Source organism: Streptomyces uncialis, from assembly GCF_001905345.1.
GTDB classification, from domain to species: domain Bacteria; phylum Actinomycetota; class Actinomycetes; order Streptomycetales; family Streptomycetaceae; genus Streptomyces; species Streptomyces uncialis.
The window spans coordinates 1,205,156-1,225,816 of sequence record NZ_LFBV01000002.1 but is presented as its reverse complement, the minus strand read 5'-3'; the positions used below and the strand labels follow the sequence as shown (position 1 = coordinate 1,225,816).

The 20,661-nt window shown below is 72.9% G+C and carries 16 protein-coding genes and 1 tRNA gene; 12 read left to right on the top strand and 5 right to left on the bottom strand.

The features are described from left to right. The first annotated feature begins 49 nt into the window (after positions 1–49). The 4 genes from AB852_RS13490 to AB852_RS13475 all read left to right on the top strand — a co-directional run bounded on the left by AB852_RS13490 (position 50) and on the right by AB852_RS13475 (position 4,580). A complete protein-coding gene (locus tag AB852_RS13490) occupies positions 50–967 on the top strand; it encodes a bifunctional DNA primase/polymerase (protein ID WP_073787386.1) in 918 nt (305 codons plus the stop codon). After that, positions 964–2,598 (top strand): YfjI family protein, encoded by a 1,635-nt coding sequence (locus tag AB852_RS13485; RefSeq protein ID WP_079184568.1) that lies wholly within the window; start codon positions 964–966, stop codon positions 2,596–2,598. The genes AB852_RS13490 and AB852_RS13485 overlap by 4 nt, the downstream gene beginning before the upstream one ends. 334 nt (positions 2,599–2,932) lie before the next feature. Further along, a complete protein-coding gene (locus AB852_RS13480) occupies positions 2,933–3,124 on the top strand; it encodes a helix-turn-helix transcriptional regulator (RefSeq protein ID WP_073787382.1) in 192 nt (63 codons plus the stop codon). A gap of 58 nt (positions 3,125–3,182) precedes the next feature. Then, entirely contained in the window at positions 3,183–4,580 is a 1,398-nt protein-coding gene (locus AB852_RS13475; RefSeq protein ID WP_073787380.1) for a tyrosine-type recombinase/integrase, read from the top strand. Between the two features lie 144 nt (positions 4,581–4,724). Here AB852_RS13475 and AB852_RS13470 read toward each other — a convergent pair. Both AB852_RS13470 and AB852_RS13465 read right to left on the bottom strand, forming a co-directional pair. Continuing rightward, positions 4,725–4,811, bottom strand: a tRNA-Ser gene (locus AB852_RS13470). A 43-nt stretch (positions 4,812–4,854) separates the two neighbouring features. Continuing rightward, positions 4,855–6,504, bottom strand: coding sequence for a S1C family serine protease (locus AB852_RS13465; protein WP_073787378.1), 1,650 nt, complete (start codon positions 6,502–6,504; stop codon positions 4,855–4,857). Between the two features lie 267 nt (positions 6,505–6,771). On the opposite strand from AB852_RS13465, the gene AB852_RS13460 reads away from it, so the two are divergent. The 3 genes from AB852_RS13460 to AB852_RS13450 all read left to right on the top strand — a co-directional run bounded on the left by AB852_RS13460 (position 6,772) and on the right by AB852_RS13450 (position 10,058). Beyond that, positions 6,772–7,638 carry a glycerophosphodiester phosphodiesterase gene (locus AB852_RS13460; protein ID WP_073787376.1) on the top strand — a complete coding sequence of 289 codons (867 nt, stop codon included), beginning with the start codon at positions 6,772–6,774 and terminating at the stop codon, positions 7,636–7,638. 53 nt (positions 7,639–7,691) lie between these two features. Then, on the top strand, positions 7,692–8,333 hold the full coding sequence (locus AB852_RS13455; protein ID WP_073787374.1) for an ATP-binding protein: 642 nt from the start codon (positions 7,692–7,694) through the stop codon (positions 8,331–8,333). A 753-nt stretch (positions 8,334–9,086) separates the two neighbouring features. Further along, positions 9,087–10,058 carry a DUF5926 family protein gene (locus tag AB852_RS13450; RefSeq protein WP_073787372.1) on the top strand — a complete coding sequence of 324 codons (972 nt, stop codon included), beginning with the start codon at positions 9,087–9,089 and terminating at the stop codon, positions 10,056–10,058. A gap of 922 nt (positions 10,059–10,980) precedes the next feature. Here the strand turns inward: AB852_RS13450 and AB852_RS13445 are convergent. Further along, positions 10,981–11,769: a hypothetical protein gene (locus AB852_RS13445; protein ID WP_079184566.1), complete on the bottom strand. Its 789-nt coding sequence runs from the start codon at positions 11,767–11,769 to the stop codon at positions 10,981–10,983. Positions 11,770–11,824: 55 nt separating this feature from the next. Then, the gene (locus tag AB852_RS13440; RefSeq protein ID WP_073787370.1) at positions 11,825–12,487 is read right to left on the bottom strand and encodes a bifunctional DNA primase/polymerase; all 663 of its coding nucleotides are present in this window, start codon (positions 12,485–12,487) and stop codon (positions 11,825–11,827) included. Positions 12,488–13,079: 592 nt separating this feature from the next. Between AB852_RS13440 and AB852_RS13435 the strand changes: the two genes are divergently transcribed. The 3 genes from AB852_RS13435 to AB852_RS13425 all read left to right on the top strand — a co-directional run bounded on the left by AB852_RS13435 (position 13,080) and on the right by AB852_RS13425 (position 17,575). Continuing rightward, on the top strand, positions 13,080–14,522 hold the full coding sequence (locus tag AB852_RS13435) for a PP2C family protein-serine/threonine phosphatase (RefSeq protein WP_178391004.1): 1,443 nt from the start codon (positions 13,080–13,082) through the stop codon (positions 14,520–14,522). 538 nt (positions 14,523–15,060) lie between these two features. Next, positions 15,061–16,545, top strand: a complete 1,485-nt coding sequence (locus tag AB852_RS13430) for an aminopeptidase P family protein (protein ID WP_073787852.1) — start codon at positions 15,061–15,063, stop codon at positions 16,543–16,545. Positions 16,546–16,861: 316 nt separating this feature from the next. After that, positions 16,862–17,575: a hypothetical protein gene (locus AB852_RS13425; RefSeq protein WP_073787366.1), complete on the top strand. Its 714-nt coding sequence runs from the start codon at positions 16,862–16,864 to the stop codon at positions 17,573–17,575. Positions 17,576–17,693: 118 nt separating this feature from the next. Here the strand turns inward: AB852_RS13425 and AB852_RS13420 are convergent, their stop codons facing one another. Then, positions 17,694–18,158: an ATP-binding protein gene (locus AB852_RS13420; RefSeq protein WP_073787364.1), complete on the bottom strand. Its 465-nt coding sequence runs from the start codon at positions 18,156–18,158 to the stop codon at positions 17,694–17,696. A gap of 272 nt (positions 18,159–18,430) precedes the next feature. On the opposite strand from AB852_RS13420, the gene AB852_RS13415 reads away from it, so the two are divergent. Continuing rightward, complete coding sequence (locus tag AB852_RS13415; RefSeq protein WP_073787362.1) at positions 18,431–19,252, top strand: hypothetical protein; 822 nt, start codon at positions 18,431–18,433, stop codon at positions 19,250–19,252. A 512-nt stretch (positions 19,253–19,764) separates the two neighbouring features. Beyond that, the gene (locus AB852_RS13410; RefSeq protein ID WP_073787360.1) at positions 19,765–20,565 is read left to right on the top strand and encodes a YcnI family copper-binding membrane protein; all 801 of its coding nucleotides are present in this window, start codon (positions 19,765–19,767) and stop codon (positions 20,563–20,565) included. Positions 20,566–20,661 lie beyond the last annotated feature (96 nt).

Sequence of the window (20,661 nt, the reverse complement as noted above, 5' to 3'; positions counted from 1 at the left end):
CCGCCCTCATCCAACCGCCCAACCAACTGAACAGTGGAGGTCTCCCAGCATGACACCTGCCCCCCGTCCCGCGCTGCTGTCCGCAGCACTCGACGCCGCTGAGCGCGGCTGGCCCGTGTTCCCTCTCCGCCCCGGAGACAAGCGGCCCACCGGCCATCCCGAACGCGACTGCCCCCACACCGGCCGGTGCGCGGCCGGGCACCGTACGCCCGAGCAGCGCGCGACCACGGACCCCGCGACGCTTCGCAACGCCTGGCAGACGGCCCCGTTCAACATCGGCATCGCCACCGGCCCGGCCCGCCTGGTCGTGGTCGACCTGGACCTGCCCAAGGACGCGCGGGACAGTCCGCCGCCGGAGTGGGCGGGATTCCCCGACGGGCTGGACGTGTTCGCCGCCGTGTGCGAGCGGGCCGGTCAGCGGATGCCGACCGAGACGTACACCGTGCGCACCCGACGCGGCGGGCTGCACCTGTACTTCAGCGCTCCCGAGGGAGAAGAGCTGCGTGGGAGCGCGGGACGAGTGGGGTGGAAGGTCGACACGCGTGCCTGGGGCGGGTACGTGGTCGGGGCCGGGAGCAGTGTGCGAGGACGGCGGTACGAAGTCGTGCACGACGCCCCACCCCTCCCCCTCCCCACGTGGCTCTGTGACCTCCTGGCACCGCCGCCCGCACCCCACCGAGTCCCCGCACCGCGTGTCCGTATCGGCAACGGCGCCCGGTACACCACCGCCGCCCTCAACGCCGAACTCGCGAAGGTCGCCGCGGCAGCGACCGGCACCCAGAACGTGACCCTCTACAACGCCGCGTACGCCCTGGGCCGGTTCGTCGCGGCAGGCACGCTCACGGAGCAGGAGGTCACCGACCGCCTCACCGATGCCGCCCCCACCGGCCTCGCGCCCACCCGGATCGCCACCAGCATCCGGGACGGCATCCGCCGCGCCACCACCACAGCAGGTGCAGCCGCATGACCGGTCAGCCCCCTGCCCCCGTGGGCGCCGAGGAAGTCGTCGCCGGAGGCGTCCTTTCTGCTGTTCGCCCGGACCCGCACCCGGACGACTCACCGTTGTGGGCCGGGTTCTCCACCCTCGAACCGCCTCCCGAGACGGAGCCGGGCGCGGAGGCGTGGGTGTGGGAAGACCCCGTTCCCCTGACCGGAACGCGGGTCCGTCCGCCCTTCCCTGTGCACGTGCTGCCGGGGTGGGTGCGGGACTTCGTGACCGCCGTTGCCGAGGAGACCCAGACCCCGGCGGACCTCGCCGGGTCCCTCGCCCTGGCCGTGCTCGCCACAGCGGCCGGCGGCCGGTCCGTGGTCCACGTCCGAGGCGCCTGGCGCGAACCCACGAACCTGTACACCGTGGTCGCGCTCCCGCCCGCCAACCGCAAGTCCGCCGTGTTCTCCCTGCTCACCAACCCGCTCTACGAAGCGGAGAAGCAGCTCAAGACCGCGATGAAGCCGGTCATCGTGGAGTCGGAGGTCACCGCGCGTCTGGCACGGGAAGCGGCCGACAGGGCCGCCGCCAAGGCCGCGTCGGCGGAGGCGGGCAAGCGTGACGAGCTTGTCGCCACGGCTGTGGGCCTGGCCCAGACAGCCGAAGCTCTCACCGTGCCCGTGGACCCGGTCCTCCTCGCGGACGACTCCACCCCCGAGACCGTCACCTCTCTCATGGCCGAGCAGGGCGGACGGCTCTCCGTCATGTCGGCTGAAGGCGGCATCTTCGACATCATCGCGGGCCGCTACTCCGGCGCCCCGAACATGGAGGTCTTCCTCAAAGGCCATGCCGGAGACCGGCTGAGGGTCAACCGGCAGACCCGCCGGGAGTACATCGACGCGCCCGCCCTGACCATCGGCCTGGCCGTGCAGCCCGAAGTGCTCCGCGAGATCGGCAAGGTGAAGGGGTTCGACGGGCGCGGCCTGCTGGCCCGCTTCCTGTACGCGCTCCCCGTATCGCGGGTTGGTGAGCGGAAGATCCTCACCGATCCCATCCCCGAACGGACAGCCGCCGCCTACGCGTCGAACGTCATCGACTTGACTCTGTCCCTGGCGGAGTGGACCGACCCGGCCGTCATCCAGCTCACCCCCGAAGCCGACGCGGCCCTGATCGCCTTCCAGGAACGGGTGGAACCCCAGCTCAAGACAAGGGGCGGGAAGCTGGGCCACATCGCCAACTGGGCCGGGAAGCTCGCCGGAGCGACCGCCCGGATGGCCGCACTGCTGCACCTCGCCGACCACCTTGGCAACGGCTACACCCGCCCCGTGACCGAAGCCACCATGGCCGCGGCCATCGAGCTGGGCGAGTACTACACCGCCCACGCCCTGGCCGTGTTCGACGTCATGGGCGCCGATCCCGTCATCGGCCGCGCTCGCAGCGTGCTGGACGCGCTCCGGGACCAGGCGTGGGACGACGTGAGCCGACGCGACCTCTTCACCGTTCTCTCCCGCACCGAGGTCCCCACCATCGCGGACCTCGAACCCGCCCTCGCCCTGCTGGAGGACCACGGCTACCTGCGGACCTACCAGCCCGAGCGCACCGGCAAGCGTGGCCGGCCACCCGCCCCCCGCATCCAGGCCCACCCTGGCATCAGGCACAGCGACCGCTGAGCACCCCGAATCACCCCGCACAAACCGCAGTATCCGCAGAAACCCCAGGCAAGCCGCTGACCTGCGACGGAACCCACCCGCATCGTCCGGTGGACCTCGCCGCACAATCCCGCGATATTCCGCACAAATCCCGGAAGCGCCCTCCGAGCTTCCTGTCCTCCGTCGGGCCGCTGAATATTGCGGAATATCGCGGGATTGTGCGAGCGACCCTGGTCACCACCCCACGCACCGCATCGCCGCAGGTCAACAGCCCTGAACGGGATTCTGCGGATATTGCTGTTTGTGCGACGTGCTCCCCACACCAACACGGCCCGGCCCGCATGAGGAGTCCCGCATGGCCAACCCCAAGATGCTCAAGCTCCCCGAAGTCCTCGACGAGATCGGCATGAGCCGTGCCGCGTTCTATCGGATGCGCGCCCGCGGCCAAGCCCCCCGCATCCGCAAGCTCCCGAACGGTCAGCTCAGGGTCCGCCGCAGCGATCTGGACGACTGGTGGGAGGCGTGCGAGGGAGACGCCGCAGCCTGACCACCGCCACCACCAAGGGGGCCCGCCACCGTGCGGGCCCTCTTCTCATGGGAGACCCATGCACACGTACGACGTAGAAATCTGGTCCATCAGGCAGCGAAAGGGCCGTCCGAAGCCCTACGAGCTGCGGTGGCGCGTAGGAACCCGCCCGCACTCGAAGAGCTTCAAGGTCCACGCTCAGGCCGACGGCCGTCGCAGCGAACTGATGTCGGCTCTGCGCAACCGCCAGCAGTTCGACGTGGACACCGGCTTGCCGGTGGACGAGCTCGCCGCCCTCACTGAGCCGACCTGGTACGAGCACGCGCTGGCCTACGTCCTCATGAAGTGGCCGCGGGCCGCCGCCAAGCATCGCGCGGGCATCGCTGAAGCCCTGGCAGTCGTTTCCCCCGTCTTGGTCACCACCACTCGGGGAGCCCCGGACCGCAAGGTTCTGCGGAGCGCGCTCTACGGATGGGCGTTTCGGGCGGTCGCAACCGCTGACGGATCGGTCGTCTCCCGCTTCGCCCATGAAGACCCACCGCAGGAGATCGCCGCTGCCCTGGCCTGGCTGGCGCAGAACTCCATGAAGCTGTCGACGGCCGGGAAGCCTGAGCACATGAGGGCAGCACTCGCCGCGCTGTCCCTCAAGCTGGACGGCAAGGCCGCCGCTGACAACACCGTGAACCGCAAGGTCATGGCGCTGAGCAACTGTCTCCGGTACGCGGTGGAGAAGGGGCACTACCCCCGGAACCCCCTGCTGGGGATCGACTGGACGCCGCCCAAGACGGACGACGAAGTCGACTTCCGGTACGTCCCTGGGCCGTCGCAAGCCCGTGCGCTGATCAACGGCGTAAAGGAACAGGGTGTACGGGGTGAGCACCTGGCCGCGTTCTTCGGCTGCATCTACTACGCGGGGATGCGGCCGGCCGAAGTCTCCGCGCTCAAGGACACGGACTATGTACTCCCGCCCGAGGAGGACCCGGACGCGTGGGGCGAGCTACTGCTGGAGGAAAGCCGCCCGGAGGTCGGCGCCGGGTGGACGGACGACGGCACGTCATACGAGACGCGCGGCCTGAAGCGACGGGCCCGCCGTGCCACCCGCCCGGTGCCCGCTCCCCCGGTCCTCGTGCGGATGCTGCGGGAGCACTGTGCCCAGTACGGCACAGCGCCGGACGGCAGGCTCTTCCGGGCCGCCGAGGGCGGCCGGGTGCGGTCCACGGAGTACTGCGGCCTGTGGGCCACCGCTCGCAAGGAGGCTCTTGGCCCGAGGGACGCGAAAACACCCCTGGCGGAGGTTCCCTACTCCTTGCGGCACGCGGGAGTCTCGCTGTGGATCAAAGCGGGGGTCGACCCGGTGGAGGTCGCCCGTCGGGCCGGGCACAGCGTCGCCGTGCTGTTCCGCTTCTACGCCAAGATCCTGCGCGGAGGGCAAGAGCATGCCAACAGCCTGATCGGCGCCCAGTTGGACGGCGAGTAGGTCGCGAATCCTGGCCCGCCCCTGGCCCGTACACCCTGGTCAAGGGCGGGATACGGGCGACTCAGGGTGAGACACCCCGGGCACGGGGAAGGGGTGCCCCGGAACCGGGGCACCCCTTCTCACCAGCTACTTCTCTGACCTCTGCGGAGACGGTGGGATTTGAACCCACGGTGACATCGCTGCCACGACGGTTTTCAAGACCGTTCCCTTCGGCCGCTCGGGCACGTCTCCCCGTGCCGCCCGGCGGGGGCGGCGCGGGGACAAGAGTAACGGGTCAGCCGCTGTCGCCCTTGCGCTCACCCAGGACGAGGTTCGCCGTGCGCTCCTTGCCGTCGCGCTCGTAGGTGATTTTGACCGAGTCGCCGGGCTGGTGGGTCCAGATCTCACCGATCAGGGTGGGGCCGCTGTCGATCACCGTGTCGTCCAGCTTGGTGATGACGTCGCCGGGCTGGAGGCCCGCCTTGGCCGCCGGACCGTTCGGGGAGACCGGGTCCGAACCGCCCGCGCCCTCCTGAGTGATGGTGGCGCCGCCGCCGCTCTCCTGGAGGGAGACCGAGGCGCCGATGACCGCGTACACCGGCTGGCCGGTCCTGATGAGCGTCTGGGCGACCTCGGTGGCCTGGTTGACGGGGATGGCGAAGCCGAGGCCGATGGAGCCCGCCTGGCCCGCGCCGCCGAGGCCGCTGCCCGCGGACTGGATCGCGGAGTTGACGCCGATGACCGCACCGCGCGCGTCCAGCAGCGGACCGCCGGAGTTGCCCGGGTTGATCGACGCGTCGGTCTGGAGGGCGCTCATGTACGACGCCTTGCTGTTGCCGCCGTCGCTGGAGGCCACCGGGCGGTCCTTGGCGCTGACGATGCCCGTGGTGACCGTGTTGGACAGGCCGAAGGGCGCGCCGATGGCGATGGTGGAGTCGCCCACGGCGACCTTGTCGGAGTTGCCGAGCGGCAGCGGCTTCAGGTCCGAGGGCGCGTTCTTCATCTTGAGGACGGCCACGTCGTACCCCTGGGCGCGGCCGATCACCTCGGCGTCGTACTTCTTGCCGTTGGAGAAGGTCACCGAGAGCTGACCGCCCTCGGCCGCGGACGCCACCACATGGTTGTTGGTGAGGATGTGGCCCTGCTTGTCGTAGATGAAGCCGGTGCCCGTGCCGCCCTCGCCACCGCCGCCCTTGGCGTCGATCGTGACGACGCTGGGCAGCGCGGTGGCGGCGATGTTCGACACGGTGCCCGGATCACGCTTCAGGTCCGCGGGGGTGTCGGACGCGGAGACCGTCGTCGAGTCCACGGACTCGTCGTTGCGCTCGGCCGCCCAGTAGCCGACCCCGCCGCCGAGGGCGCCGGCGAAGAGCGCCGCGGCGGTCACGGCCGCCAGCAGACCGCCGCGGCGACCGCCGCGCGGCTTGTGCTCCGCCGACTCGTACGCCGCTCCCCAGCCACCCGCTCCGCCGGCGTCCGCGTAGGTGGGGACCGCCGGAGGGGGCGGCGGGGGCCAGGCGCCGACGGGCGGCGGTACGGCGGCGTGCGGCGCCGCGTACGGGTCGCCGCCGGGCGGGGCGAGGCCCGGGGCGGGCGCGGGGGCGCCCTGGGTGTGCTCGTGGGCGCCGGGTGTACCGGGTGCGCCGCTGGTCGCCAGCACCGCGGCCCGTCGCTCCGGCGCTTCCTGGTATCCGCCGGGGGCGCTGTCCTGAGGGACGGCTCCCGGGTGGGGCGCGTCGGCGTACGGGTCCGCCCGGTACGCGCCCGGCGGAGGCGTCTCCTCCGCCCCGCGCGCGGGGGGCGTGTCGGGCCGGGGCGGAAGGGTCTCGCCCTGTGCCGGTCCGGCCGCCTGGCTGTGGGGCGCTGGAGCGGGGGAGCCCGATGGCGGCACGGGAGGTGCGGACGGGGCCGGGGGTACCGGGTTGCCCTCGTTCTCGGTGCTCACAGCTGCTCTCTCCTCGGTCCACGCCTCGGTCGGCGGTCTGGTCCCGCGCCTGGTGACCCACGACCGGTGACGGTCGCGTACGGTCCGCGGTCGACGCGGTGTCCTGACAGCTTTTCCCATGGGCCGTCAGGGCACCATAAGCCGATCCTGTGCGTACGATGACATTCTTTATGCCGGACATTACGGACTGGCCGTCGGACGTCCCCCAGGCGGACGAGACGACGTCCTCCACGGACACCTTCCCCGCTCCGGTGGCACCATGACTCGGTGACCCACGCACGGCAGCACGAGACCCGACGCCCCATCCAGGTAGTGGCCCACCGGGGCGCCTCCGAGGACGAGCCGGAGCACACCCTGGCCGCGTACCGGAAAGCCATCGAGGACGGCGCCGACGCGCTGGAGTGCGATGTCCGCCTCACGGCGGACGGCCACCTCGTGTGCGTCCACGACCGCCGGGTCAACCGTACGTCGAACGGCCGCGGAGCGGTCTCCGCCCTCGAACTCGCCGATCTCGCCGCCCTCGACTTCGGCTCCTGGAAGCGCAGCTCGGCGGGCCAGGAGGGCCCCGGCTGGGAGGAGAGCCCGGACTGGGAGGCGAACCCGGACCGCCCCGGCGCCACCGGGCCGGGGACCGCCTCCGTCCTCACCCTGGAGCGGCTGCTGGAACTGGTCACGGACGCCGGACGCCGGGTGGAGCTGGCCATCGAGACCAAGCACCCCACCCGCTGGGCCGGTCAGGTCGAGGAGCGGCTGCTGGCGCAGCTGGGACGGTTCGGACTCGACGCCCCGCGCGCGGGGGACGACTCCCCGGTCCGGATCATGAGCTTCTCGGCCCGCTCGCTGCACCGGGTCCGGGCCGCCGCTCCCGCGCTGCCGACGGTGTACCTCGCGCAGTTCCTGACCCCGCGCATACGGGACGGACGTCTTCCCAGGGAGGTGCGGATCGCGGGACCCTCGATCCGCATCCTGCGCAACCACCCGGGTGCCGTGGCGAAGCTCCGGGGCGCGGGCCACCAGGTGCACGTCTGGACCGTGAACGAGCCCGAGGACGTGGAACTCTGCGTCGGTCTCGGGGTCGACGCGATCATCACGAACCGGCCCAAGCAGGTGCTCGCACAGCTCGGCCGGAGCTGATTCCCGTCACGGGGTGTGCCCCGGCGCGTTCACTGCGTGTCCGATCTCCACGAGTGCGTCACAGGAGTCCCGCGGACCGGTTTCCGGTCCAGTCCATTGGGGCATCCAAACGGTGGCGTGGGGCGAAGGAGGTCTCGGGGGTGGCATTTGTGGTGGCACAAGAAGTGCCCACGTCTTCGAGCATGGCCGTACCCCATGGCCCTGCGGGCGTGGGAATGGCGAGGCGCCGGATGCGGGGGCAGTTGCGGGGCGGCGGAGTACCCGAGCAGGTGGTGGACGATGCCGTCCTGATCCTGTCGGAACTGCTCAGCAACGCGTGCAGGCACGGTCGGCCGCTGGGCGACGCCCTCGCGGGCGACGGCGATGTCCGGGCCGCGTGGCGGGTGGACCCGTCCGGGCGGCTGACGGTCGAGGTGACGGACGGCGGTGGTCCGACCCGTCCGGTTCCGGCGACGCCCTCGGTCACCGCGCACGGCGGCCGTGGGCTCAACATCATCACCGCCCTGGCGGACGACTGGGGCGTACGGGACGACGCACGCGGTGAGATGACCGTCTGGGTCGTGGTCCGCGACCATCAGGACGATCGTCCCGATGTCCCGGACCGTCGCGGTGATTTCGCTACGCGCGTCACATCACCGCAGGTCACGGCGATCCCCGAGTTGGACTTCGGTGGCGCCGTCGACGAGCACGCATGAGCGGGCGGGATCAGACGGCCCGGCCGTCCGGACCCCCGGCCGAGCCCTGAGGACCGTCCGCCGCATCCCCGCGCGGTGGCCCGCCGGAGGCCCGTCGCCTCCGGAATCGCCGGGTCCGCCGGGTCCACCGGGCGCGCAAGATCCGCCAGGTCCGCCAGATCCACCGGGTCCGCACAGCCTCGGTGGGTCGGTGGAACGGTGCGCGCCGTAGGACATACAGGACATGACACGTAGGGCATGACACGCACGGGATGGCCGCGAACGCGCCGCTTCGCGTTCGCACGCCGTCCCGGCGGCACCCTCCGTACGTCGCTACGTATGCCGCTCCGTATGCCGCTCCGTATGCCGCTCCGTATGCCGCGACTCCCGCGTGCCGTCCGGTGATGCCCGTTATGCCGCCCCGGTGCGCCCGCGGGCCCGTACGGCAGCCGCAAGCGTCACGCCCGATCGGGCGTGTATCGCGCGCTCCGCGAACGTCCGACGCGATCGGTCTACGCGCGCTGCGCGGTCCACCGGTCCCCCGCGCGCGTACCCCCGCTACGCCAGTCGCGGCCGTACCGTCCACCCCGCGCCGTAACGGTCCGCACGGTGGAACGCCCGGTCGGGGGTGGCGTCCGCCCCTGCGGAGGGACGCACTCCATGTCCCGGCGGACCGTCCTGGCGCGGGCCCGGGTCAGGGGCGGGCCGTCACTGTCAGTGGGAGCGGATAGGGTCGACGCACACCAGACCAGCCCTGAGCGGGAGACACGCACGATGGCCAAGAAGCGCCCCCAGACCAAGGCCAAGCCGCGATCCGCCGGTGCCGGCGACAGGGAGATCCCGGTCGTAGGTGCCCGCGAGCCCTGCCCGTGCGGATCGGGCCGGCGCTACAAGGCGTGCCACGGCCGCGAAGCGTCCCACGCGGCGACCGAGCTGGTGCAGCGGCCCTTCGAGGGGCTGCCCGGCGAGGCGGACTGGGTGGCGCTGCGCGAGCTGGTCCCGGCCGCCACGGTGGAGTTGACGCTCAAGGGCGGGCTCCCCGAGGGCGTCCCCTCGGTCACCCTCGCCACGGTCCTGCCGATGGCGTGGCCCGCGCTGCGCCGTGACGACGGCTCGGTCCTCCTCGGTGTGCAGAACGACACCTCCTCGGGTGACCTCAGCCGGGACCTCGCGGACACCCTCCAGCGTGCGCTCGACGTCGCGCCGGGCACTCCCGTGCAGGGCCGCCGGGTCCCCGTCGACGGGCCGCGCCTCCAGGACCTGATCGCGGCGGACAGCGCCTTCGAGCCGGTCGTGCACCCGGGCTTCGAGTTCTGGGTGCAGGACGCGGGGAACGCCACCGCGGAGGTCACCGCGTCCCTGGAGCGGGCCAACGAGGCCGCGATCCCCACGGTGAAGCTCACCGGTGTGGACGCCGCGTACTGGTGCGAGACCCCGGACAAGAACCATCTGCGCTGGGTCATGCCGTACGGCGAGGACGAGCTGCTCGACGCGCTCGCGCGGCTGCACGCCGCCGGGACCTCGTCGCTCGGCGCGGACACCCGCCTGGTCGGTTCGTTCCGGGCGCACGGGCTGACCGTGCCGGTCTGGGACCTGCCCACGGGCGCCACCGCCGAGGATGTCGAGAAGCCCGCCGCGGCGTTCGCCGAGCGTCTGACCGCCGCGCTCGCGGTGGACACGCCGCTCACCCCGGAGGAGCGCCGCGCGCGCGGAGGGCTCACCAACCGTCAGATCACCCTGAGCTGATCCCCTGATCCCCTGAACCGCTGAAACTGCTGGACCGCTGAACCGGGCCGCAGGGGACCGGGTCCCGTGGACCGGGCCCGTGCGACCGGGGCCGACCGCGCCCGTGCGCCCGGGGCCGGAGGGCACCGGGTGCGGTGGGCCGGGTCCGGTGGGCCGGGGCTCCGCAGAGGTCCGACCTTCCGGGCCCGCGCCACGGTCCCGTCGGCCCCCCGCCCCGGTCCGCACCGCGCCGCCCGCCGCGCCCGGATCGCCTCCGGACGCCCGCGCGGGCGCAAGGCTCCGGCCAACCTCGGGCGGGCCGGACCGCGGTCGGACGGCCGCGGAGGAACCGTCCGATGCCGCCCCTTCCGGGCCCGTCGGCATACCCCCAGCTCCGGTGGACGGCACACCGCGCAAGGCCGATCGGGTACGGCCCGCAGCAGCGCTGTCGCCGGTCCGGGCGGTCGCCACGAACTGACCGGCCGGTCAGCAAGGAGGGCGGGTGACTCCGGTCACAACTGCCCGCGTGGAAGCCTGAATCGCTGTCCGAATAGGCGAGATCGAATTTGCTAACCGCCGATCTCTTGTTACCGTTCTGGTAGCCCGGTTGCTGGTGCATCCCCCGTCGCCAGCAACCGGGCGCTTCCATGTCCGCGGTCCCGCGCCCCGCGCGCCGGGCGATTCCCAACGCCGACCAGGACTTTCAACTCCCTTGCCGGACAGCGCAGTTCTCGCGCGTCCCCACCGCACTCCGCCCTCGCCCCGCACATGGGCCGGGCGGGCCGCACCTCCGGGACCGACCCGCGCCGGCCGACGATCGTCCAGCCGCACCCGGGTCCCGCTACACCGTCGTGCCGCCGCACCCCCGCCATGCCTGCGCCCCCGCCACACCCTCGTACCGCCGCACCTCCGTACCGCCCCGGTCCCGGTGGACCCCGTCCCGCTACGCCCTCGTCCCGCTGCCCGAGCGCAGCAGCAGCGGGCCGCCGTGGGGACCGTGCGCGGTACCGGGCGCCGCCGCGAACTCCGCGACCGCCGCGTACCCGCCGGGGCCGCCGGACGTGGGTTCCCTCGGGGTCTCGCACACCCCGGGCTCATCGGCCGCGCCCACCGGGCACCGGGTCCGCAGGGTCTGCGCGCGGGGTGCCATCAGGGTGAGGACGGCCGTCAGTTTCGCCCCGGACGCGTTGCGGTAGTAGGTGCGCGCCCAGGTGTCGCCGTCATGGGCGAGGACACAGGTCTGGGCCTCCAGACCGTCGGGGGAGGAGAGTTCGGGGCCGCACCGGGCCCTCGGACGGGCGTCCGGCGGCGGGGTGCGGTGCCCTGGGGAATCGGCCATATCCGGGTGGCCGGGCTCCGGGCGGGGGTTCCCGGCCAACGCCGGGCCGTCCGGACCGGCCGGCGCACCCGGGCCGCCGGACACGGCGGACCCGCCGGGAGCGGTCGTGACCCCGGTCCGCGTGGGGGAGTCGTCCGAGCTCCAGGGCCGGGCGTGCGCCCCCGGGCGCGCACGGGCATCCGCGGCCACGCCCGTCACCCGGGAGGCGGCAAGACTCCCGCGTTCCGTGGCGGAGGAACCCCCCGGCGCTGCGGCGGCCCCCGCTCCCACGGAGCCCGCCTCGCCGTTCGTACCGTCCAGCAGTCCGCGGACGGGTCCCGCCGACGCCACCGCGAACGGCAGCACGGCGGCGAGCGCCACGACACCCATGAGCATGACCAGGCGGGAGTTCATGGCCCGAAGATAGACCCCGGGCGGCCGCCGCCGGCGCTCACGCGCGCCTACGCGCCTACATCTCCGGCGCGCTCACACCCGTACGAGTGAGCGCGTCGACCACACCGTCCACCACGGCCTCCACACCGGGCACCCACGGGGTCGCGGAGCCGGGCAGCGGCGCGCGTTCCCAGCGGATCTGGCCGGCGCCGGTCACCGACGGCGGCAGGGCGATGTAGCCGCCCTCGCCGTGGAACCGGAGCGAGCCGGGTACGTGGTCCTTCGCGTAGAGCAGCTCGCCCAGTTGTTCCAGGGAGTACGGGGCGACGAGCAGCGCCCAGCGGTCCGGGGTCGCGATGACCGGACCGAGGCGCATCCCCGCGAGGTCGAGTGCCGCGAGGGCACGGGCTCCCGCGGGGGCGGGCAGGCTGACCGCGCACGGCGCGTCGCCGCCCGTGGCCAGGATGACGGGTGCGCCGGGCCGGTTGGTCCACCACCAGCGCACCATGCGCTCGTCGGTGGTGGCGGCCAGCAGGCCCGGATCGAAGGGGTGCGCGCCGGGTACCACGCAGTCGGGGTCGGAGCAGGAACAGCCGGCATCGCGCGGCCGAGTCCCCACCCCCGGGAGTACGGGCCACTGCCACTGGGTCGCGAAGGTCAGGGCCGCACCGAGGATCTCGGGCCGTCCGTCGTTCCGCCTGGACAGGAGCCCGCGTCGCCTTCCGAGGATCTCGCGCATGAGCGCTCGTTCCTTTCCTTGAACGCCGAAGACCACATCACAGCATGTATCGATCAGTTCACCGTGCGTACGAAGCGGCTGTTCACCGTGCACTCGTACTGGCGCGCCGGACGTCCCCGCGGTGGGCATGATGATCCCTGGGCCGGGCGTTGGCTGCGTCCGTATTGCGTCTATCAAAAGCATGGCCGTGGCGTGGGGTGGCGGCGCTCGGCGTTTCGCCGTCCCGCGTCGTACTCGCCGCCTGAGCCACGGAGGATGGGGCACGGTCACTGAAGGTTATGACGCCCGGTTCCGCCGCCAGGTTCCGGGACGCTCCCGGCCGCTCCTGGCCTTCACCGATTACGTACCCATCAAGACCGCTATGACGCTCCGTCGAACAATGCCAGTCGACCGCAATATGCCGTTACCAAGGTCGGTTTTTGGCCAACTTGCCTGACACCTAATACCGATGGGACACCAGGCATCCCGGCAGGACAATGCTGGACATCCCCTTCCCAGTGCGTGTAGATGTGGAGACATTGCTGGCGGCGCAGAATGACAGGGGGTTTGCGATGCTATTGAGCAATACGCACCGGCCCGGGAGTCGGACACCATGACAACCCCGCATCCGCCGAAAGTGGCCGGAATCGATTCCGCGGTCCCCGCGCCCGCACAAACTGTCGCGCCGGTCGCCGCGCCAGTACCCCCGGGAACCGGGCCGTCCGCCGCCGAACCGGGCGCCGGAGCCCCGGGCGACGGACATCCTCAAGCCGGGGTCCCGCCCGCCTCTGCGGTCCTCCAGGACCGGCTCGCGGGGTGGGTCTCGGACCTCACCACGCTGCACGAACTCACCGAACGGCTGACCCGCACCGGGAGCATCGACGACGCGCTCCAGGAGATCCTGCGCGCCGGAGGCGCCCTGGTGGGGGCGCGACGCGGACTCGTCGTCCTGGAACCGGCCGACGGACTCGGGCCCGACACCATGGTCGGACTGGGCCTCGCACGCGCCGATCTAGGCCATATCGAGACAGTGCCGCGCGACTCCACCTCGTACGGCAGGCTCCTCGACGCCCCGGACGGCGAGCGCGAGATCGCGCAGCCCGACCTCCGCGCGGACGACGCCCTCGACCCTCGCCACCGCGAGGTCGCCGACCGGCTCGGGTACGCGGCCAGTTACGCACTGCCACTGGCCGCCGGATCGGCGGGCAGGCTCGGCGCGGCGGTCTGGCTCTACGACGAACCCGCCGAACCGGTCGAACGCCAGCGGCATCTGGTCGGCCTCTACATCCGCCAGGCGGGCGAACAGCTCGGCCGGCTGCTCGATCTGGAGCGCGTCCGGGCGGCGGCCACGACCCTCACCGGGGAGCTGCTGCCCGGCCGGCTGGCCCGGGTGCCCGGGATGCGGCTCGCCGTACGGCACCACAGCGGGCCGCGCGGCGGCGGCGACTGGTTCGACGCGCTGCCGCTGCCGGAAGGGGCGCTCGGACTGTCGGTCGGCTCGGTCGGCGGCGCGGGTCCCAGCGCGGTCGCCGCGATGGGACGCCTGCGGGCCTCGCTGCGCGCGTACGCGGTGATGGAGGGCGAGGACCCGGTGGCGGTTCTGTCCGATCTGGAACTGCTGCTGCGGCTGACCGAACCGGCGCGCAGCGCCACCGCGCTGTTCGCGTACTGCGAGCCCGCCGCACGGAAGATCACACTGGCCGGGGCGGGACACTGCCCGCCGCTGATCGTCGGCGAGCGGCGCACCGAGTACGTGGAGACCTCGCTGTCGGCGCCGCTCGGGATGCTGGCGTGCTGGGAGGCACCGAGCGTGGAGCTGCGCCCGGAGCCCGGAGAAACGGTGCTGCTGTTCACGGACGGCCTGCTCCAGCGCACCGGGGACCCGATGGACCGCGCCTTCACACGGCTGCACGCGGCGGCGGCGAGTGTGCCCGCGCGGCTGCGGGACTCGCCGGAGGCCGTCGCCGACCATGTGGTGCGGGCGATGCTGCCGGACGGCGCGGACGATCCGTCCAGCGACGAGGACGTGGTCCTGCTGGCGGCGCGCTTCGAGTAGCCCGAGTAGTCCGAGTAGCCGGAGCAGTTCGAACCGGGCGGGGCGCTTCGGGCAGCGGGCGGGGGGCTTCGGGGCGGTGAGCGGGGGCTTCGGGCTGCGCGCGGGGGTCGGGCGGGCGGGTTCGCCTGTCCCGTGCGGGGCGCCCTCGCTCGCGCCCGCGGGTTCTTGCCGGTGGGCGTACGGGTTCCTGTGCGGGTCGTTCGTGGTGCGGGGCCGGGGGGCGTACGGGTTCCTGTGCGGGTCGTTCGTGGTTCGGGGCCGGGGGCGTCACGCGTTGGGCGCGGTACGGGGCGTCACGCGTTGGGCGTAATAAAGGGGAGAAGGGGCACCGGGGTGGCGGGCCGTACGGTCCGGTGCGGCGCGGGTTCGATCACCCAGGGCGAGGCCCGGTACGCCCAGCGTGTACATGGCACCCACAGGAACCCACCACTTCCGGCCAGGGCACCCTTCCGTACGACCGTACGATGGAGGGGGTCCAAAGCCGTATCCAAGGAGGAAGACCGTGTCGGAGGAGCTCGCCCCGGAGACCGCAGCAAGGCTGGCAGATCCGGAGAACCCGGAGAACCAGGCCATCGCGGACGCTTCGGAGGGCGCCGAGGAGGAAGAGCCGGTCAAGCAGCGCAAGAACGGGCTGTACCCCGGCGTGTCCGATGAGCTGGCCGAAAGCATGCGGTCCGGCTGGGCGGACACGGAAAGGCACGATCTCGCCCCCGTCGCACAGGCCGCCGAGACCGCGGCACGCCGTGCGGCACTGTCCGCCCGCTTCCCCGGCGAGCGGCTGGTCGTTCCCGCGGGCAACCTGAAGACCCGCTCGAACGACACGGAGTACCCGTTCCGCTCGTCCGTCGAGTACGCGTACCTCACCGGCAACCAGACCGAGGACGGCGTGCTCGTCCTGGAGCCGACCGCGACCGGGCATGACGCGACGATCTATCTGCTGCCCCGGTCCAACCGGGACAACGGCGAGTTCTGGCTCGACGGCCAGGGGGAGCTGTGGGTCGGCCGCCGCACCTCCCTCACCGAGGCCGGGAAGCTGTACGGCATCCCCGCCGCCGACGTCCGCACCCTGCCGGACGCGCTGCGCGCGGCCACCGGCCCGGTCCGGGTCGTCCGCGGCTTCGACGCCGCGATCGAGGCCGCCCTGACGGACAAGGTGACCGGCGAGCGCGACGAGGAGCTGCGTGTCTTCCTCTCGGAGGCGCGGCTGGTCAAGGACGCGTTCGAGATCGGTGAGCTCCAGAAGGCCGTCGACTCCACGGTCCGCGGCTTCGAGGACGTGGTGAAGGTCCTCGACAAGGCGCAGGCCACCAGCGAGCGCTACATCGAGGGCACGTTCTTCCTGCGGGCCCGCGTCGAGGGCAACGACATCGGCTACGGCTCGATCTGCGCCTCCGGCGCCCACGCGACCACGCTGCACTGGGTCCGCAACGACGGCCCCGTCCGCTCGGGCGACCTGCTGCTGCTGGACGCCGGGGTCGAGACCCACACCCTCTACACCGCCGACATCACCCGCACCCTGCCGGTGAACGGCACCTTCACCGCGCTCCAGAAGAAGATCTACGACGCGGTGTACGAGGCCCAGGAGGCCGGGATCGCGGCCGTGCGTCCCGGTGCGAAGTACCGCGAGTTCCATGACGCCGCGCAGCGGGTCCTCGCCGGGAAGCTGGTCGAGTGGGGTCTGGTCGAGGGCCCGGTCGAGCGGGTGCTCGAACTGGGCCTCCAGCGCCGCTGGACCCTGCACGGCACCGGGCACATGCTCGGCATGGACGTGCACGACTGCGCCGCCGCCCGTACCGAGACGTATGTCGAGGGCACCCTGGAGCCGGGCATGTGCCTCACGGTCGAGCCCGGTCTGTACTTCCAGGCCGACGACCTCACGGTGCCGGAGGAGTACCGGGGCATCGGCGTCCGGATCGAGGACGACATCGTCGTCACCGAGGACGGCCATCTGAACATGTCGGCCGCGCTGCCCCGGCGGTCCGACGAGATCGAGCTGTGGATGGCGAAGCTCCAGCAGGGCTGAGCGCGATGCCCTGACGGGGCCCGGCGGGACGGCCTCCGGCGGGGGCGCGGTCCAGCGGGACGCCCTCCGGCGGGCCGCGCAGCCGACGGGCCCGGGACCTTCAGGTGTCCCGGGCCCGTCGGCGTACCTCCACCTCTCCGGACGGGCACGCGTCCCCGGTCCGGCCCATCCGCCCTGGTTCGCCCCGGAGTTGGGCGTGACCGGTCCGCGGTCGTTAGGCTTCCGGGCATGGGTACCCGCGGGGGACGCGGCACCGGGGGCTCGTCATGACAGCCCACCACCTCCGCGGCCGTGGCCCGAGCCCGGGAGGTGGCCGATGATCGAACTGAACGATCCCCAGCTGGTCGAGCGGGACCTGGTCCTGACGCCCATGGGCGTCCTGCGGGACACCGGCGGGCCCGTGCCCGCCGGAGGGGACGGGACGGAGCCGCTGGCCGGACGGGTCCGGGTCGGTGGGCCGCACGCGGTGCGGCTGACGCCCGAGGAGCTCGCCGCCGACCCGGAACTCGCGCGGTACGCCAAGGACCAGGCCGCGCTCTACGACCACTATCTGGTCCGGCTCGCGATCACCTTCGCCACCGGACCGCGTGCGCCCCGGCTGGAGTTCGCCCATGTCGGGATCACCCTGTCGTCCACCGGATGGGCGCCGCAGCCGGTCGTCCACTCGATGGACCCGCTGCGGCTGAGCGACGAGGTGCGGTCCCAGCGGTCCTGGCGGCTCGGACCGCAACTCGCGCTGCTCGGCGCCGAGGCGTCCCTGGGCGAGCTGGGCCGGACCCGCGACTTCACCACCCATCAGCCGCTCGTCCAGGCGATGGACCTCGGCAGCGCCAGGCCCGCGTGGGAGTTCCGCCGCACCGAGGCGACCGAGCTGACCGGCAGCTATCCGCTCGGGCTCGTGGTGCGCTGCGGCGCCGGGACGGTGACCGAACTGAGCTGTACGGTCACGGCGGGCGTGAAGCCCGGCGGACCGCTGCGGCGTTACCGGCGCGAACTGCCCGACCCGCTGCGGCTGGAAGCGGTGCTGTGAGCGCGGACCGCGGGGGGTCCGGGCGCCTTGCCGGTGTCCGCGCACCGTCCGACGCCTGACCGGCCGACCGGACCGACCGGGCCACCGGGATCAGGAGGTCGGGGGATCAGGGGGGGGATCAGACCGTCATCAGGGGTGCGTCCTCGGTCCATTTGAGGATCTTGTCGAAGCTGACGACGGCGCCGCCGCGGCCCGGGCGGTTGGTGAAGTGCACGTGATCGGCCAGCTCCCGGATGATCCGCAGTCCCCGGCCGTGCTCGGCGTCGTCGGACACGGGGGTCCGGGCGGCGGCCGGTCTGGGGTGCGGGGCCGACGGGAAACCGGGACCTGAGTCGGCGACCTCGATACAGCACTTCTCGCCGTCCAGGTACGCGCTGACCCGGTACGCGCCCGACGCCCCGCCGGGGCGCGCAGCGCCGCCGTGCTCCACGGCGTTGGCACACGCCTCGCTGAGGGCGACCGACACATCGAAACAGATGTCCGGGTCGACCCCCGCCGTCTCCATCGTCCGCAGCAGCAGCCGCCGGGCCAGGGGGACGCTCGCAGCGTCGCGCCGCAAATGGAGAGACCACGAGATGCTCATGCTCCAGCCTCCTGGCTGCGGTTCGACGTACCGTTACGTATTGCCATCGGTGCGTGACCGCAATCGCGCGGCCGACGTGATGCCGCCCATACGGCGGAGGCGCACCGCCTTCCCACCGGGGCGTCCGGACGGCTCGCGGGCACCCCGTACGCCGGTCGTGACCGCCCGGCCGCCGGTCCGGCACCGCCCGTGGCCGGGACCTTTGGGACCTACCGGACCGTCCTGGACCTGCCGCACCACGGCCGTCGGCCCAGTGGGATGATGTCCCGGCCATGACTGCCCCCCACCAGCGCGAGGGACGCGCCGGAAGAGACCTCCGGCTGCTGCGGGCCGCGGTGTTCGCCGCGGTCTGTGTCGTGCTGTCCGCGGCCGGTCATGTGCTCGCCTCGTACGAGTCCGTGCCCCTGTGGTCGGTGACGGCAGGGTTCCTCGTGGTGTTCGCGGTGGCCGTGCCGCTGGCCGGACGGGCCCGGTCGCTGCCGGGCATCGCCGCGCTGCTGGCCGCCGGTCAGCTGACGCTCCATACGCTCTTCGGCATCGGCCAGCACGGTCCGGCCGTGCCGGGCGCGCCGTCCGACGCCTCGCTGATCGCGCAGGCCGCGCAGTTGATGTGCGGGGCGGGTGCCGTGGCCATCGGCCCGGCGCAGGCCCAGCGCATCCTCACCGACGCCCGGGTGCTGCCCGGCGGCGGTGCGGGCGGCGGCGTACCTCACCACTTCGACCCGGCGTCCCCCGTGGCGTCCGGCTCCGGCTCGGTGGCCGATCTGCTGCCCACCCTGCCGATGCTCCTCGCGCATGTGCTGTCCGCCGCGCTGGTGGGCTGGCTGCTGCGGCGGGGCGATCTCGCGCTGATCCGGCTGGTCCGGCTCTCCGCGCAGGGCGTCGCCGAGGCGGCGCTGGTCCGCGCGCTGCGGTCGGCGCTCGCTTTCGTCCGGTGCCTGTTCGCGGAGTCCGGCGGGGCGCCGTCGACCGGCCCCCGGCCCGTGCCCGCCGACCGGTCCGAGCCACCCGTGCCCCGGACCGAGGCACTCCAGCACTCGGTGATCCGACGGGGGCCGCCGTCCCCGGTGGCCGCCCACGCGCTCTGCGCGTGACGCGCTGACCCACCTCGCCCCGGACCGACGCCGACCCAGGCGCCGCGACCCCGGTGTGCCGACGTTCCTCCCCCGCACCCGGAATCCGTGACGGCATCCGTGACGGATTCCCTGCCGGAGCCCGTAGCGGCATGCGGGACGGCATCCGTACCGGACTCGCGCCGGGACATGTGCCGGACCCTGTACCGGGATCCGTACCGGCACGGCCCCGTCGCCGTGCCGCCGGGGAGCGCCATGCGTCCGTACGCCGTCGTGTGCCGCCCGCGATCGTCCCCCGGCCCGCCCGGCGCCCTGACCGGCCCGTGCGGTGTCCGTCGTGTCCTCCGGTGCCGGGTGGCACCTGTGCGCGCCCGCCGGCGTCCTCCTGGATGCCCGTCCCCGGCCGCGCGGCTGGCGGCAACCGCCGCCGTCGTCGCGGAGGAGTGCGGGGCGGTCCGGGCCCGAGGGCGCGCCCGTCGTCCGTCATGACCACCGAACCGCCATGGCCCGGCCATGGAACTGGAGTGTTTCCCATGAAGAAGTCCCGTGTGCCGCTGTACGCCGCCACCGTCGCCGCCACCGCGTCCGCGGTCGTCGTCCTGTCGTCGCCCGCGTTCGCGCATGTCTCCGTGCAGCCCGAGGGCGAGGCGGCCAAGGGCGGTTACGCCACGATCGGCTTCAAGGTCCCGAACGAGCGCGACGACGCCTCCACCACCAAGCTGGAGGTGACGTTCCCCGGCGGCCAGCCGCTCGCCTCCGTCCTGCCGCAGCCGGTGCCGGGCTGGAAGGCCGAGGTCACCAAGGGCAAGCTCGACAAGCCCCTGAAGATCCACGGCAACGAGATCACCGAGGCCGTCACCAAGGTCACCTGGACCGCCGACGGCAAGGGCATCGAGCCCGGCTTCTTCCAGCGGTTCCCGGTCTCGGTGGGCCAGCTCCCCGAGAAGGGCGACGAGCTGGTGTTCAAGGCCGTCCAGACGTACTCCAACAAGGAGGTCGTGCGCTGGATCGAGGTGCCCGGGGCGGGTGGCGAGGAGCCGCAGTTCCCCGCGCCCGTGCTCGCGCTGAGCGAGGCCGAGGACGACCACCACGGCTCGGGTGACGACGACAAGGCCGAGGACAAGGCCACCGCCACCGCCACCGCCGACAGCAAGGACGCGGAGGCCAAGGACGACAAGGCCGACGGACACGACGGGCACGAGTCCTCCTCGGCCGCCGGGTCCGACGACAGCGACACCACCGCCCGCGTCCTCGGCGTGACCGGCATCGTCGTCGGTCTGCTCGGCGCGGCCTTCGGGGTGTTCGCGAGCCGCCGCAAGAACAGCACCGGCTGACCGCCGGCCGTACCACCCGGGCCGATTCCACCGTCTCGGCCCGCCCCGACAGCCGGGACGCTCACGACGCACCTCCGGCCGGACACCCCGGTCCGG